Below are 15,306 nucleotides of genomic sequence, written 5' to 3' on the forward strand. Positions count from 1 at the left end.
TGTTGACGTCACAGGCTGGGGAGTTGCGGGAACTACGGGAACTGCCCGGCCTGCAGCACCGCCCCAGGCATAGCGAAAGGGGCGAGGATCCGAAGATCCTCGCCCCTTTCGGCTTGTCTGCTGAGACTTACCAGCTCGACTTGGTGACACCGGGCAGCTCGCCACGGTGTGCCATGTCACGGAAGCGGACGCGCGAGACGCCGAACTTCGTGAGGACACCGCGGGGGCGGCCGTCGATGACGTCGCGCGAACGCACGCGAGCCGGCGACGCGTTGCGCGGCAGCTTCTGCAGGCCGACGCGTGCGGCCTCGCGGGCCTCGTCGGTGGCGTTCGGGTCGACCAGGGTCTTCTTCAGCTCGGCGCGACGCTCTGCGTAACGCTCGACGATGACCTTGCGCTGCTCGTTGCGAGCGATCTTGCTCTTCTTAGCCATTGATCAACGCTCCTCTCGGAATTCGACGTGCTGACGGATGACCGGGTCGTACTTCTTGAGCACGAGGCGGTCGGGGGTGTTGCGGCGGTTCTTCTTGGTCACGTACGTGTAGCCCGTACCTGCCGTCGAACGCAGCTTGATGATCGGACGTACGTCCTGAGCCTTCTTGGCCATTAGAGCTTCACACCCTTCGCCTGGAGGTCCTTGACCACGTTCTCGATGCCGCGGACGTCGATCACCTTGATGCCCTTGGCGGACACGTTGAGCGTGATCTTACGACCGAGCGACGCGACGAAATAGGTCTTCTTCTGCACGTTCGGGTCGAAGCGACGCTTCGTCCGGCGGTGCGAGTGCGAGACGTTGTGACCGAAGCCGGGAACAGCTCCTGTCACCTGGCACACTGCTGCCATGATGTGACTCCTTCTATACCGTGAGGCCGGACGGCCTCACCCAAGATCCCTTGTCTGCGCGCCACCCCGCATCGCCGATCTCTCGGCCGAAGAAGGGGAAGCGCGCGAACTACGCACAGGAGTGTGCGCAGACAAAGAGTCAGTTTAGCATGACCGAGGTTCAGACTCGAACGGCCTCGAGCAGAAGCGCCGCCCCCGGCGCCAGCAGCGGCAGCGGTACCCCGACGGACTCGAAGAAGGAGCCGGATGCTTCGACCCCCTCGCCGAGCCATGCGGGGTCCGAGACCTGATGGCGTCCCACCGATCCGAGCTCTTCGCGCACCCGCAGCCGATACCGCTCCCCCGCCTGCAGCCCCGGAATCCTGGTGCGCGGCGTGAACGCATCGACCGAGGCACCGAGCCTCACCCACGCGAACACCGCGCGTGAACCGTCGACCGCGACCACGCCGTGCAGCAGGGTCTCGTCGTCGACCTCGTCGCTGCGCACCGTGACACCCGAGTGCAGCAGCGGGCGCAGCTCGCGGTAGAGCGCCGTCCAGCGAGCCAACATCGCACGCTCGTCATCCGTGCATCCGGTGATGTCCCACTCGATGCCGGCGTGGCCGAACAGCGCGGTCGTCATGCGGAAGGGCAGGGATGCTGCGCGATGAGTCGTCTCGGCGATCGGCGGCCCGACGTGCGAGCCCACGACCTCCGGCGGCACGAGTGTGCCGGTCCACCGCTGGATGCGCTGACGTTCCACCGGGTCGTTCGAGTCCGAGGCCCAGACGCGCTGCGTGCGCTGCAGCACGCCGAGGTCGACGCGGGCGCCGCCGCTCGCGCACGATTCGATCTCCAGATCTGGATGCCGCTCGCGTAGCGCGTCGAGCAGGGCGTAGAACGCCGCGGTCTGGGCGTGCACGGCCGCGCGACCCGTGCGCGGTGACACCGCCGCATGCAGGTCGCGGTTGTGGTCCCATTTGATGAAATCGACGCCGATCTCGGAGACCAGCGCGTCGAGGCGCTCCAGAAGGTATGCCGCGGCATCCGGGTTCGTGAGGTCGAGCACCTTCTGGTGCCGCCAGGTGGGCGAGTCGGGCGACGCCTGCAGCACCCAGTCCGGATGCTGCAGGGCGAGGTCCGACACCGGGTTGACCATCTCAGGCTCGAACCAGAGGCCGAACTGCATCTCGAGCCCGTGCACGTGCTCCGCGAGCGGCCGCAGCCCCTCGGGCCACTTGGCGTGATCGATGTACCAGTCGCCGAGCCCCGACCGATCGTCTGGGCGACCACGGAACCATCCGTCGTCGAGCACGAACCGCTCGACCCCGACGGATGCCGCAGCCTCCGCGAGCTCGACGATCTTCGCCGGGTCGTGGTCGAAGTACACCGCCTCCCACGTGTTGAGCACGAGGGGTCGCGGCGTGGTCGGGTGCGCGGCGAACCCGCGCACCGTCTGGTGCAGGCGCGCAGACACCGAGTCGAGGCCGCTGTCGCCATAGGTGAGGAACACACGAGGAGAGACGTAGGTCTCCCCCGCCGCGAGCCGGATCTCGCCGGGGAGCAGCAGCTCTCCCCCACCGAGCACCGCGCCGTGCACACCGGCGCCCTCGGGCAGCCTCTCGACGCCGACCTCGAGGTCGCCGCTCCACGCGACGTGCGCGGCCCAGAGCTCCCCCCGGCGGAAGCCGAACCCGTCTGTTCCCACGGCGGTCAGATACGGAGCGTCGTGTCCACCGCGACCGCGGCGCACCTGACGCAGATGCGCACCGTGTCGCAGGGTGCCTCGCTGCGGGTGCCGTTCGCCGGTCCAGCGGCCGGTGTGGTCGAGCACCTCGGTGGCATGGGCGGGGACCGGGAGCAGGATGCGGGCGGCCAGGAGATCGAGCGGCCCGGTGCCGTCGCCGGTGCTCGTGACCGATACCTGCGCGCTCAGCACACCGAAGGGATCCAGGTCGAGATCGAGGAGCACCGAGGCGCCGGCCGCGGCATCCGAGAACTCCGCGCGCAGCGTGGTCTCCGTCGCCGCCCACCCGATCGAGCGCAGCAGCGGAGCGCTGTGCAGACCGCCGCGATGCCAGGCGAGCGCCGGTGCGCCCGACCACCCGTCGGCCTCGACGGCGAGCAGCGGGAAGACCCGGGGAGCATCGAACGAGCTGAACGTCACCGAGCCGGTCGACGACCCTGCGAGCGCCGTCAGATCGGCGGGGTCGAGCGCCGCTCCCCAGTGCAGGATGCGGGCGCCGGCGGTGTCGATCACGACGCTCACGCCGGCCGAGGTCAGGTGGACGAGTTCGCTCATTTGCCGCTCCAGACGAAAAGGGAGGCCCGCCCGTGAGCATACGGGCGGGCCTCCGAGGGGTGTTACTCCTTGACGGGGATCGACGCGGCCTTCAGCGCGTCGACGGTCGCCGTCTGACCCTTCTCGATCGCGTCGAGCAGCGTTCCGCTGCCCGAGACCGCGGCCTTGAACCCGTCGGACACGTCCGAGTAGGTCTGGGTCATGGTCGGGCCCCACGCGAAGTCGGGCGAGACCTGGGTGGCGGCGTCGGCGAAGACGTCGTAGATCTTCTGTCCGCCGTAGAAGTCGACGCCCTCGGCGTAGACCGGCAGCGTCAGCCCCGCCGTGGTGGCCGGGTACAGGTTGGCCGCCTCGGCGAGCGCGGTCAGCGCCTCATCCGACGTGTTGAGCCACAGAGCGAACTTGGTCGCCTCGTAGACGTGCTCGCTGCCCTTGAGGACCGCGGTCGACGAGCCGCCCCAGTTGCCGGCGGCGGATCCGCCCTCTTCCCACTGCGGGAGAGGTGCGACGGCCCAGTTGCCGGCGGTGTCGGGGGCACCGCTCGAGATCGAGTTGGCACCCCAGACGGCGGAGTTCCAGGTCCAGACCTCGCCGGAGTTGTAGGCGTTGTTCCACTCGTCGGTCCAGGCGGGAACCGTCGCGACGAGGTCGTCGTCGAGCATGCTCTGCCAGAAGTCGGCGACCGTGGTGGTGGCGTCGTCGGCGAGGGAGACCGTCCAGCCCTCGTCGTCGCTCGAGAACCACTGAGCGCCGTCCTGCCAGGCGAACCCGGCGAACTGGTTGATGTCGGACTGCGAGAAGTTGGTGATGTATCCGCCGAGTGCGCGGATCTTCACCGCGGCATCGCGGTACTCGTCCCAGGTGGTGGGGATCTCGATGCCGTTCTTCTCGAACAGGTCGGCGCGGTAGAACAGCGCCATGGGGCCGGTGTCCTGAGGGATGCCGTAGACGCTGTCGGTGCCGAGCGTCACCTGGCCCCAGGCCCAGTCGACGAACTGGTCTTCGGAGGCCACGACGTCTTCGCAGGCGCTGAGGTCTTCGATGCCGTCCTGCACGAGGAAGTTCGGCAGGGCGTCGTACTCGATCTGGCCGAGGTCGGGGGCGTCGCCCGCCTTGATCTGGTTGAAGAAGTTCTGGTACGTGCCCCCGTTGCCGTTCGGGCCGGTCTGCACGTCGACCTGGATCTCGGGGTTGGCGTCGTTCCAGATCTTCACGACGTCTTCGATGCCGGGGATCCAGGAGGTGAACTCGAGCGTGACGTCGCCGTCGGCCGGGGTGCACGAGGCGGCGGCGTCGCCGCCGGTGCCGGAGCTGTCTCCGCCGGACGCCGAGCAACCGGCGAGCGCGAACGCCGAGATGGCGATGACAGCGGCTGCCTTCATCTTCGAATGCTGCATTTCGATCCTTTCGTGGATGCGATGGGGGTGGTGCGGGTGGGTGGTGCGAAGGGGTGGCCGCCCGGTCGGTCCGGTCGGCCGCCTGCTCACTTCAGGGCGCCGGCGCCCAGTCCGTTGCGCCAGAAGCGCTGGAGCAGGAGGAAGGTGACGATCAGCGGGATGACCGACAGCAGAGCGCCGATCAGGACGAGACCGCGGAGCTCTGGCAGCTGGTTCAGCTGGTTGTTCCAGTTGTAGAGACCGAAGACGACGGGGAAGAGCTCTTCGCTGCGCAGCATGATCATCGGCAGGAAGAAGTTGTTCCAGATGGCCACGAACTGGAACAGGAACATCGTCACCAGAGCGGGGGTCATCAGGCGGATGCTGACGGTGAAGAACGTGCGGATCTCACCCGCGCCGTCGAGCCTGCTCGCCTCGAGAAGTTCGTCCGGCACCGAGGAGGCCGCGAAGATGCGGGCCAGATACACGCCGAACGGGCTCACGATCGAGGGCAGGAACACCGACCAGAAGGTGTTCGTCAGCTGCGCCTGGCTGAAGATCAGGAACAGGGGCAGCGCGAGCGCCGTCGCCGGCACGAGCACTCCGCCGAGCACGATGTCGAACAGCAGGTCGCGACCGGGGAACCGGTACTTCGCCAGGGCGTAGCCGGCCATGGCGGCGAGCAGAGTGGCGATGGCCCCGCCGAGTGCCGCGTAGAGCACCGAGTTCAGCAGCCAGCGCAGGTAGATCCCATCGCGGTAGGTGAAGAGCTCGGCGATGTTGTCGAACAGGTGGAAGTCGGCGAACCACAGCGGAGCGGTGGTCAGGATGTCGCCGGTCTCCTTGCTGGAGGCGACGAGCAGCCACCACAGCGGCAGCAGGAAGTAGACCGTGAACACGGCCATGATCAGCATGGCGCCGGTGCGCGAGATGCCCGATTCGCGTGCGGCCTTCGGGCGCGAGGCGTTCCGGCGCGACCCCCGACCAGGGGCGACGATCGACATGGTGCTCATGCGTTCTGCTCCTTGCGCTGCATGTACTTCATGAATCCGAACGACAGCACGAACGTCGTCACGGCGAGCACGACCGAGAAGGCGGCCGCCAGGTTGGTGTTCGGGATGGATGCCGTGGCGTACACGGTCATGTTCGGGGTGAACGTGCTGGTGACCGCCGAGCTGAACGAGCGGAACACCTGCGGCTCGGCGAGCAGCTGCAGAGTGCCGATGATGGAGAAGATCGCGGTCATCACGATCGCCGGGCGCACCAGCGGGATCTTGATCGACCAGGCGATGCGCCACTGGCTGGCGCCGTCGAGGCGAGCCGCTTCGTAGAGCTCCTGCGGGATCGACAGCAGCGCCGAGTAGATGATCAGCATGTTGTAGCCGACGTAGACCCAGGTGACGACGTTCGCGATCGACCACAGCACGAGGTCGGCTCCGAGGAAGTCAATCTGCTTCGTGATCGCGGTGAACGGCGACAGGTTGGGCGAGAAGAGCGAACCCCACATGATCGCGGCGATGACACCGGGTACTGCGTACGGCACGAAGAACGCGAGGCGGAAGAAGCGCTTGCCCCGCACGAGCGGCGAGTCGAGCAGCAGCGCGAACAGCAGCGCGAGGCCGAGCATGACCGGCACCTGCACGACGCCGAACATGAGCATCCGCCCCATCGACGCCCAGAACGCCTCGTTCTGGAAGACGAGCACGTACTGGGTGAGACCGCCGAACACCTGCTCGGCCTTGCCGAACGTGCCGTCGCGCTTCACGACCAGCAGCGACTGCCAGAACGCGTAGGCGATCGGCACGACGTAGAAGAGGGCGAACAGGACGCCGAACGGCACGATCAGGAACGCGATGGCTCCCTTGTGCGGAATGCGTCGGCGGCGACCCGGCGCCGTCGACGCTGAGGCGACCGCCGGAGCGGTGAGCGTGGTGGTCATACATCCTCCTTGATGATGCGGACCGCTCCGGCCGGCACGAGGCCGGTGGCGGGAGCGTCGGTGACGAGGTCGTGTCCGGATGCCGAGATCTCGGCATCCGTGGATCCGTGGTTGATGACGAACAGGAACGACCCCGTCTCGCCCGTGCGTCGCACGATCTCGACGTCGGGGCCTGCGCCGGGCATCGGGGAGACGCCCGCGGATGCTGCGAGCTGCGCGACCAGTCGGCCGTATGCGTCGCGGGCGAGCTGCGTGCCGAGGAACCAGGCCTCACCGGCACCGGCGGCGCGTCGCGTGACGGCAGGCCGACCGGCGGAGGGGCCGTCGACGTACGACGCGACGACTTCGGCATCCGTCGTCTTGAGCCGTTCGCTCCAGACGGTGCCCGTCGAGCCGTCGGTCAGCGTGACGGACTCGTCGGGACGCAGGGGCGCGAACTCCTCCGAGCGGATGCCGAGCAGGTCGCGGAATGCGCCGGGGTAGCCGCCGGTGCGCACCCGGTCCTGCTCATCGACGATGCCGCTGAAGAACGTGATGAGAGCCGTGGCGCCGTTCTCGACCGCGCGGACGATGGCGGCGGCATCCGCGTCGCTGATGAGGTGCAGTGCAGGAACGATCAGCAGGCGGTAGCCGTCGAGGTCGCTGCCGGGGCGCACGACATCGGTCGTGATGCCGGCATCCGAGAGAGCTGCGTGCGCCGCGTGCACCTGGCCGAGGTAGGTGAGCGCCTCGCTCGGGCGGCCCTCGTTCTCGGCGGCCCACCAGCTCTCCCAGGAGAAGAACAGGGCGGCGTCCGCGGCGACCCGCGTGCCGGCGACCTCGCCGAGACGCTCGAGCAGACCGCCGAGTTCGACGGCCTCGCGCCACTGGTCGGAATCCTCACCCGCATGCGGCACGAGTGCCGTGTGGTACTTCTCGGCACCCTGGGTCGACGCCCGCCACTGGAAGAAGCAGATTCCGTCGGCACCGCGGGCGACGTGCGCGGCGATGTTGCGCTGCATCTCGCCCGGGGCCTTGGCGAGGTTGTACGGCTGCCAGTTCACGGCGCCGGTCGAGGTCTCCATCAGCAGCCAGGGCGCACCCTCGGCGAGCCCGCGCGTGAGGTCAGCGGCGAACGAGAGCTCTCCCCGCGCGTCGTCGAGGCGGCGGTCGAGGTAGTGGTCGTTGGCGATCAGGTCCATGTCGCCCGCCCACGACCAGTAGTCGAGGTTGCGGATGTGCGCGGTGACCATGAAGTTGGTCGTGACCGGCACGTCGCTGCGCTCGCGCAGGATCTCGGCCTCGGCGCGGTAGAGCGCGAGCTGCTCGTCGGAGCTGAACCGCTGGAAGTCGAGGATCTGACCGGGGTTTCGCAGCGAGAGGGCCTGCGCGGGCACACGCACGTCGTCGAAGTCGCTGTAGCGCTGGCTCCAGAACGTCGTGCCCCACGCGCGGTTGAGCGCGTCGATGTGGTCGTAGCGGTCGCGCAGCCAGCCGCGGAACGCCTCGGCGCTCGTGTCGCAGTAGCAGAGCGCGTTGTGGCAGCCCAGCTCGTTCGACACGTGCCAGAGCGACACGGCGGGGTGGTCGCCGTAGCGCTCGACCACGCGGGTGACGACCTCGGCGGCGTACGCGCGGAAGACCGGCGAGCTCGGGCAGTAGCCCTGGCGTCCGCCCTGCTGGAAGACCGTGCCGTCTTCGCCGACCGGGAGGATCTCGGGGTGCGCGGCGGTGAGCCACGGCGCGGGCGAGGCCGTGCCGGTGCCGAGGTTGATGCGGATGTCGGCGGCGTGCAGGAGCGCGATGATCTCGTCGAGCGCGCTGAAGTCCCACACTGCCCTGGCCGGGTTGATCGACGACCAGCCGAAGATGTTGATCGCCACGAGTCCGACGCCGGCCTGCTGCATGAGCCGCACGTCTTCGGGCCAGACGCTGCGGTCCCACTGCTCGGGGTTGTAGTCGCATCCGAAGACGAGGCCGCGCCCTGCGGAGAGGGTGGCGATGCGGTCGGACACAGCGGCGGCCATCGGTGACGCTCCTTTGCGATTCATGTGTGCACGTGCACAGTTCGCGGCATGAGAACAGCGATCGGGATTTCTGTGAACGTGCACACATCGTCGCATGTCGTGGTGAATCCCGTCAAGTCCGGGTCGCTAGGCTGTCGATCATGAGCACTTCCGCCCGTCGTCGCAGCACCGTGCACGACGTGGCGCGCGTGGCCGGGGTGTCGAGGGGGACCGTCAGCCGCGTCATCAACGGCGGGTACGTGTCGGACTCCGCACGCACCGCGATCGAAGACGCGATCCGCGAGGTCGGCTACGTGCCGAACACCGCCGCGCAGAACCTCGTGCGCCAGCGCACGCAGGCCATCGCGTTCATCGTGCACGAGCCGCACGCGCTGTTCCTCGAGGACCCGAACATCGGCGCGATCATGCTCGGCACGAACGAGACGCTGTCCGAGGCGGACTACCAGATGGTGTGCCTGGTGGTGGACTCAGTGCGAGACACCGAACGCGTCGCGCGCTACCTCAACGGCGGATTCGTCGACGGCGCCGTCATCGTCTCGGCCCGCGCGCAGGACCCGATCACCAAGGCCGTGATGCGGCTCGATCTTCCGGTCGCCTACGTGGGTCATCCGCCCGACGTGGATGCCGCGTGGGTCGGCGTCGACAACCACGGCGCCGCGAAGGCCGTGACCTCACGCCTCCTGGCGACGGGGCGCACCCGGGTCGGAATGATCGCCGCCGCCCTCGACCGCGACTCGGGCACCGACCGTCTCGCAGGCTTCACCGACGCGCTCGGCGACGCCTTCGACCCCGACCTCGTCGAAGAGGTGCCGCTGTACTCGTACGCCGACGGCGCCGCGGCGATGGCGCGTCTGCTCGCGCGCGTGCCCGACATCGACGGCGTGTTCGCCGCGTCCGATGCGGTGGCGGCCGGAGCGATGTGGGCCCTCCGCGAAGCCGGACGCCGGGTTCCGGAAGACGTGGGCGTGGTCGGCTTCGACAACAGCACGTGGGCGACGCGCACCACGCCGCAGCTCTCCACGGTCGACCAGCCGGCCGAGGGACTCGGAGCCGCCGCCGCGGCATCCGTGCTCGCGCAGCTGCGCGACGATCAGCGTCCGCGTGCCGGGATCATGCTGCCGACGCCGGTCGTGTGGAGAGACTCGGCCTGAGCTCCCCTCCCCCAGCGGAACGGTGAGACCGTCGGATCGCCCGCAATCCAGAAGCGCCACGGGAACGCCTCGGTGCCGGCGATACCGGCCACCCCGACGCGTGGTCCCGTCGCGATGTCCGGCACGGGCTCGTCACGCACCCACAGCTCTGCGCGGGCGCCCTCGAGCTCGTCGCCCGTGACCGCATCGACGCCGTCGTGGATCGGATGCCGCAGGCCCACCGCCTGCCCGAATCGCCCCGGCCCTCGCGCAAGGTCGCGGAGCGCCGTCCGGGTGAGCGGAGGCGTCGCGCCGCGGCGCACCGCCACCGCATCCACTCCCGCCACGACCTCCCCCGCGCGCATCAGGATTCCGCCGGCCTGCCCCTCGGGCCCGCAGACGACGTTGACGCACGAGTGGATGCCGTGACTCAGGTACACGTACAGATGGCCGGGCGCGCCCCACATCGTCGCGTTGCGGGCCGTTCGGCCCATGCGCGCGTGCGAACCCGGGTCGACCCGGGGACCCGTGCCGTGCCCGTGATACGCCTCGACCTCGGTCAGCCGCAGGCGCACCTCGGAGCCGGCGACGACCGTGCGCAGTTCGGCCCCGAGCAGCCGAGGGGCGACATCGACGGCCAGCCCGTCGAGTTCGGCGCGGGTGACGCGATGCAGAGCGTCTGACGACATCGTGTCTAGAACTGCGGAGCCGTCTGGCACCACGACGCGTCGAAGCCGGTGAGGGCCACGATCTCATCGCCGGTGCGCAGGTCGAGCAGATGCGTCTCGAGCTGCTGCGGCAGGGGCAGCAGCATCTGGTCGTAGGGGTTGTCGGCGAGGTCGGGAGCGATCACGACCGCGGCGTACTGACCGCTGGGCGAGGCGCACGCCTGCAGGATCGAATCGGTCGAATCGACCTCGACGAGCGGTGTCGCCTTTCCGTCGTCGTCGACGCGCACGACCGCCTGACCGCTCGGCATGCCGTTCGCGTCGCGGGCGACGACGTGGCGGAGCGTGCCTCCGGGGAACGGCGTGATCGTCGTGGCGGTTCCGTAGTCGGGGTCCGACGCCTCCAGCGGCACTTCGGTGCCGTCGGTGAGGTTGAGCTCGACGACCGTGCCGTCGAGTCGCTCGACGATGGCCGTGTAGGTGCCGCGGGAGACGCCCTGGATGGTGGTCGCGAGGCCCAGGGACTGCACACCGGCGTCCGTCGAGCGGTCGACCAGCGACAGGGCCCCGTCGAAGTCGATGAACAGCACGGCGGAACTGTCGGGCACGAACTGCCAGACGAAGATGTTCGCCTCCTTGTCACCGACCTCGGTGACCACGGGCTCGTCATCGCCGCTGAGCGACTGGGTGACGAGCACGCTCGCGCGCCCCTCGGTGTCGCTGAGCTTCTTGTCGGAGTAGCTGTACCCGACCAGCCCGCCGCGGTCGGACACCTGGATCGCGCCGACGTAGCCGACTCCGGGGAGGGCGAGCTCCCTCTGGTTCTTGCCGTCGCGGTCCATCACGAGGAGCTTCGAGCCGTCGTCCTCTTCGAGCGAGACGACGAGCTGCGACGACGTCGCGCGGAAGTCGTTGATCTTGTCGGCGGTGAACACCGCGACCCCTTCACCCGACAGATCGGTGCGGAAGATCGAGTCTTCGCCCTCGGCGTCGCGGCGCAGCAGGAAGAGGCTCGACGCGGGAGTCGAGAAGCTCGTCGTCAGGGTCGCGGTCGGTCCGCCTCCCGCTCCCACGGCGTCGGCGATCTTCACCGTGTACTCGGTGTCGTCGTCGAGCGGAACGGTGAATCGGATGCCGATGCCCCTGCCCGCGGCGTCGAGGGTGAACGGCACCGCCGGTTCCACCGTCACCTGGGATTCGTCGAGCGCAGCCAGTGACTGGTTGGCCGTGAGGATGACGCGGCTTCCCGACGTCTCGATCGCCTCGGAGGGATTCACCTGCACGTCGGTGATGCGCGGCCCCTGGGTGAGGCTGACAGCGCCGAGTCCGGCTCCGACCAGCACGAGGATGCCGAGCACGGCGCCGAGTGCCAGCAGGAATCGGCGGTCGTGAGAGGCCGTCGGCTTCTCGGGCTTCGGTTCTTTCGCGGGCTTCGGCGCTTTCGCGGGCTTGGGCTCCTTCGCCGGCTTCGACGTACCCGGCGCGCGGGACGCGTCGTCGGTGGTGAAGCGACCCGGGGGCGTGGCCTCGTCCGAGGAGTGAACAGCGAACGTGGTGGATGAGTCGGCGTCCGGCGGGACGAAGGTCGAACGCGTCGGCCGCTCACCGTCGTTCGGGCGCGCCACGGGGGAGTTCTCGCCCGTCGGGGGGACCGCCTGTGCGACGGCTCCCGGTTCCGTCGCGGGAGGCGGGTCGTCTCGGTCCCCTCCGCCGTCGTCATTCGACGAGGGAGCCGCCGCAGCAGCCTCGGCCTCGCGGGCCGCGCGCAGCTCGGCGCGCGTCCGGGGCCGCTCGGGCACCTCGGGGCGCTCGTCGTCAGTACTCATACGGGTCCTGGGGCTCGTCGATCGGGGTGACCGAGTTCGGCTCGACGTGCAGCGAGCCGTCGGCATCCGCCTTGATCGTGCCCTCGACCTCGACCCACTGGCCGGTGTCGAACTCGCCCGCATCGATCGTCACGGGCAGGGTCGCCGGCTGCGCGTCGATCACGCAGTGCGTGATGACCAGGCGCGTGAGGTTGACCTCGTCGGCATCCGTGGGAGTGACGAAACCGGTCAGCGTGACGGTCTTGCCGTCGTAGGCGGCGGTGTTGGTCGCCGTCGCGAACACGCTCGCCCAGTCGCCCACACCGAAGGTCGAGGTGTCGGCGACGCCGAGCGTCACGTCGTCGGCGCCGGCGAAGAGGGCCGTCTGCTCGCCGACCCGCGACATCGCGAGCTCGACAGACAGCGATGCGGGCGGCAGCACGAGAGCCGCGACGACGACGCCCGAGGCGATGACCCCACCCGTCACAGTGCTCGCGACGGCGAGGGCGCGGCGGGGCGATCGTGGTGCGGCATCCGTCTCCGAGACGTCACCGTGATCGTGCCCGTGATCGTGCCCGTGGTCGCCCTCGTCGCCGAGCGGCAGCGTGCACGACCAGATCGCGCCCACCAGTGTCACGACGGCGGCGGCGCAGGCGAACCACACCGACTCCGGGCTGATGTAGAGGTTCAGCCGGCCGGTGAGGCCGAGCCCGAGTGTGACGACCGAGATGACGGTGGCGAGGCCGATGCCGAGCCACCGAGAGCCGAGAGCGCGGGCCCGCGACGGGGCGTGATCTGTGTGCGGGTGCGTGTGATCAGACAAAGACGTTCACCCCGATCCCGATCGCGAAGGCGGCGAACACCACCACGCCGACGATGCCGACGAGCGTGCGGGTGGTGAAGGTCGTGCGCATGAGGGCGAGCATCTTCACGTCGACCAGCGGACCGACGAGCAGGAACGCGACAAGAGCGCCCGACGAGAAGGTCGACGCGAAAGACAGGGCGAAGAACGCGTCGACGTTGGAGCAGATCGCGACCGTCATCGCCAGGGCCATCATCGCGAGGATCGACAGCACCGGGTTCGAGCCGATCGCCAGCAGCACGTCGCGAGGGATCAGCACCTGCACGGCTCCGGCGAGCGCCGAGCCGATCACGAGCGCCGGCATCACGGCGCGCAGCTCGACGAGGAACTGCGTCAGGCTGCGGCGCACCGGCGTTCCGGGCTCATGCGTGACGCGGTCGCACGTGTCGATGAAGCGCTGCGTGAGCAGGGCGTCGGGCGAGGGGTGACGGCTGTAGATCCAGCCGATCAGGTTCGCGATGAGGTAGCCGCCGATGAGACGCGCGACCAGGATGCCGTCGTCGAAGCCGAATGCCGCGTGGGTCGTGAGGATGACGATCGGGTTCACGATCGGTGCGGCGATCAGGAAGGTCAGCGCCTCGGCGGGAGCGAGGCCCCGCATCATCAGGCCGCGCGCGAAGGGGACGTTGCCGCACTCGCAGACCGGGATCAGCATGCCGAGCAGCGACAGCACGGCTCGGCGCGCCCAGGCGCGTTTCGGCAGCCAGCGGTGGATGACGTCGGCAGGCAGCCACACCTGCACGACGATCGACAGCAGCACGCCGAGGATCACGAACGGCAGCGCCTCGATCAACACGCTCATCGCGAGCGTCAGACCGTCCTGCGCCCGATTCGGCAGGGTCGCGGTGTAGAGGGTCGGGAGGAACCGGTCGACCAGGAACAGCGCCGCCACGATCGCCGCGCCGAGCGCGACCCCGATCCACGGCGAGCGCGGCGATCGGGTGGGGCGCTGCGAGTGCGTCATCCGCGGGGCGGCCTGGGTGGTCACGCGTTCGCTGCCTCTTCGGCGTCGCGCTTGTTGGTGCACGCGGCGCAGAGCCCGAAGATGTCGACGACGTGCGCGGCATCCGTGAATCCGTGCAGGGCAGCGGTGCGGTGCGCCCACTGCTCGACGTCGGTGGCTTCGATCTCGACCGTGAGTCCGCAGTTGCGGCAGATCAGGTGGTGGTGGTGGCCCTGGGTCGTGCAGGCGCGGTAGAGCGCCTCGCCCTCGGGGCTCTGCAACGAGTCCGCGTCGCCGGATGCCGCGAGTCCGGCCAGCGCACGGTAGACCGTGGCCAGGCCGATGCCGGTGTTGTCGTCGCGGAGCGAGGCATGCAGGTTCTGCGCACTGACGAACCCGCGCGCGTCGGCGAGGGCTTCGCGCACGCGTTCGCGCTGCCAGGTGTTCCGCTGAGCCATACCGACGATTCTAGGTGCGCAGCCCTTGCCGGGCCCTGGGAGCTGTCCTCGGGCTTTCGAATCGCGCACTTTGCAGATCCGGGGACCGATTTCCTGCAAAGTGCGCGATTCGAAGCACCCGTCAGGCCCGCACGCGGCGCACACCGCCCCGGGCACGCTGGATGATCCAGCACACGACGTAGATCGTGAACGACAGGGTCGTGATGTACGGGCTCACGGGCAGGGTGCCGGCGAGCGCGAGCAGGATGCCGCCGACCGCCGACACGAACCCGAACAGTGCGGCGAGCAGCGGCACGGCCACGGGCCCCGCGGTGATGCGCATCGCCGCCGCCGCTGGCGTCACCAGCAGCGCCATCACGAGAAGCGCCCCGATGATGTGCACGCTGACCGCGACGATCAGGCCGAGCAGCACCATGAACAGCAGGCTCACCGCCCGGGTGGGCACGCCGCGGGCGGCAGCCGACTCGGGGTCGAGCGAGTCGAAGCGCAGCGGGTTCCACATGAGCAGAAGCCCGAGCAGCACGACGATGCTGATGCCGAGCAGCCAGCCGAGGTCGGGGCTCGAGACCGAGACGATCTGCCCGGTGAGCAGGCTGAAGCGATTGGCGCTGCGTCCGTCGTAGAGCGACAGGAACAGGATGCCGAGGCCGAGGCCGAACGGCATGAGCACGCCGACGATCGAGTTGCGGTCACGGGCCTTGGATCCGAGGATGCCGATCAGGATCGCCGCGACCAGCGCGCCGCCGAGGGAACCGACGACCACACTCCCGCCGAACAGCAGCGCCGCGGCGGCGCCGGCGAACGAGAGCTCGCTGACGCCGTGCACCGCGAATGCGAGGTCGCGCTGCATCACGAAGACGCCGATGAGTCCGCCGACGATGCCGAGCACCGCACCGGCGATGATCGAGTTCGCGAGCAGGGCGACGAGCTCGCCGTAGTCCTGGAACGAGAAGACGTCGCTCCAGTCGACAGCCTGGACGATGCCGGTCATGACG

15 protein-coding genes are annotated in these 15,306 nt (G+C 69.1%); 1 reads left to right on the forward strand and 14 read right to left on the reverse strand.

What is annotated here, in order from left to right:
* Window positions 1-127 precede the first annotated feature (127 nt).
* The 8 genes from rpsN to JOF42_RS01580 all read right to left on the reverse strand — a co-directional run bounded on the left by rpsN (window position 128) and on the right by JOF42_RS01580 (window position 8,445).
* The gene (rpsN, locus tag JOF42_RS01545; protein WP_042540535.1) at window positions 128-433 is read right to left on the reverse strand and encodes a 30S ribosomal protein S14; all 306 of its coding nucleotides are present in this window, start codon (window positions 431-433) and stop codon (window positions 128-130) included.
* 3 nt (window positions 434-436) lie between these two features.
* Window positions 437-607, reverse strand: a complete 171-nt coding sequence (gene rpmG / locus JOF42_RS01550) for a 50S ribosomal protein L33 (protein ID WP_017203558.1) — start codon at window positions 605-607, stop codon at window positions 437-439.
* Window positions 607-843 carry a 50S ribosomal protein L28 gene (gene rpmB, locus JOF42_RS01555; protein ID WP_042540533.1) on the reverse strand — a complete coding sequence of 79 codons (237 nt, stop codon included), beginning with the start codon at window positions 841-843 and terminating at the stop codon, window positions 607-609. The genes rpmG and rpmB overlap by 1 nt, the downstream gene beginning before the upstream one ends.
* A gap of 160 nt (window positions 844-1,003) precedes the next feature.
* Window positions 1,004-3,124 (reverse strand): alpha-galactosidase, encoded by a 2,121-nt coding sequence (locus tag JOF42_RS01560; protein ID WP_210096244.1) that lies wholly within the window; start codon window positions 3,122-3,124, stop codon window positions 1,004-1,006.
* A gap of 62 nt (window positions 3,125-3,186) precedes the next feature.
* Window positions 3,187-4,521: an ABC transporter substrate-binding protein gene (locus JOF42_RS01565; RefSeq protein WP_210096245.1), complete on the reverse strand. Its 1,335-nt coding sequence runs from the start codon at window positions 4,519-4,521 to the stop codon at window positions 3,187-3,189.
* 86 nt (window positions 4,522-4,607) lie between these two features.
* Window positions 4,608-5,504: a carbohydrate ABC transporter permease gene (locus tag JOF42_RS01570; protein ID WP_210099037.1), complete on the reverse strand. Its 897-nt coding sequence runs from the start codon at window positions 5,502-5,504 to the stop codon at window positions 4,608-4,610.
* Between the two features lie 5 nt (window positions 5,505-5,509).
* Complete coding sequence (locus JOF42_RS01575; RefSeq protein WP_210096246.1) at window positions 5,510-6,439, reverse strand: carbohydrate ABC transporter permease; 930 nt, start codon at window positions 6,437-6,439, stop codon at window positions 5,510-5,512.
* Window positions 6,436-8,445 carry a beta-galactosidase gene (locus tag JOF42_RS01580; protein WP_210096247.1) on the reverse strand — a complete coding sequence of 670 codons (2,010 nt, stop codon included), beginning with the start codon at window positions 8,443-8,445 and terminating at the stop codon, window positions 6,436-6,438. Before JOF42_RS01580 ends, JOF42_RS01575 begins: the two co-directional genes overlap by 4 nt.
* Before the next feature lie 140 nt (window positions 8,446-8,585).
* Between JOF42_RS01580 and JOF42_RS01585 the strand changes: the two genes are divergently transcribed.
* Complete coding sequence (locus JOF42_RS01585) at window positions 8,586-9,596, forward strand: LacI family DNA-binding transcriptional regulator (RefSeq protein ID WP_210096248.1); 1,011 nt, start codon at window positions 8,586-8,588, stop codon at window positions 9,594-9,596.
* Here the strand turns inward: JOF42_RS01585 and JOF42_RS01590 are convergent.
* From JOF42_RS01590 to JOF42_RS01615, 6 genes are all read right to left on the reverse strand, one after another.
* The gene (locus JOF42_RS01590) at window positions 9,536-10,264 is read right to left on the reverse strand and encodes a DNA-3-methyladenine glycosylase (RefSeq protein WP_210096249.1); all 729 of its coding nucleotides are present in this window, start codon (window positions 10,262-10,264) and stop codon (window positions 9,536-9,538) included. The two genes, JOF42_RS01585 and JOF42_RS01590, sit on opposite strands and share 61 nt — an antisense overlap.
* Window positions 10,265-10,269: 5 nt before the next feature.
* Window positions 10,270-12,069, reverse strand: coding sequence for an Ig-like domain-containing domain (locus JOF42_RS01595; protein ID WP_245340692.1), 1,800 nt, complete (start codon window positions 12,067-12,069; stop codon window positions 10,270-10,272).
* Window positions 12,059-12,871: a TIGR03943 family putative permease subunit gene (locus tag JOF42_RS01600; RefSeq protein WP_210096250.1), complete on the reverse strand. Its 813-nt coding sequence runs from the start codon at window positions 12,869-12,871 to the stop codon at window positions 12,059-12,061. The genes JOF42_RS01595 and JOF42_RS01600 overlap by 11 nt, the downstream gene beginning before the upstream one ends.
* Window positions 12,864-13,874: a permease gene (locus tag JOF42_RS01605; protein WP_210099039.1), complete on the reverse strand. Its 1,011-nt coding sequence runs from the start codon at window positions 13,872-13,874 to the stop codon at window positions 12,864-12,866. The genes JOF42_RS01600 and JOF42_RS01605 overlap by 8 nt, the downstream gene beginning before the upstream one ends.
* Window positions 13,875-13,894: 20 nt before the next feature.
* A complete protein-coding gene (locus tag JOF42_RS01610; RefSeq protein ID WP_210096251.1) occupies window positions 13,895-14,311 on the reverse strand; it encodes a Fur family transcriptional regulator in 417 nt (138 codons plus the stop codon).
* Between the two features lie 121 nt (window positions 14,312-14,432).
* On the reverse strand, window positions 14,433-15,302 hold the full coding sequence (locus tag JOF42_RS01615) for a metal ABC transporter permease (RefSeq protein ID WP_210099040.1): 870 nt from the start codon (window positions 15,300-15,302) through the stop codon (window positions 14,433-14,435).
* Window positions 15,303-15,306: the final 4 nt, after the last annotated feature.

Source organism: Microbacterium phyllosphaerae (assembly GCF_017876435.1).
Taxonomy (GTDB): domain Bacteria; phylum Actinomycetota; class Actinomycetes; order Actinomycetales; family Microbacteriaceae; genus Microbacterium; species Microbacterium phyllosphaerae.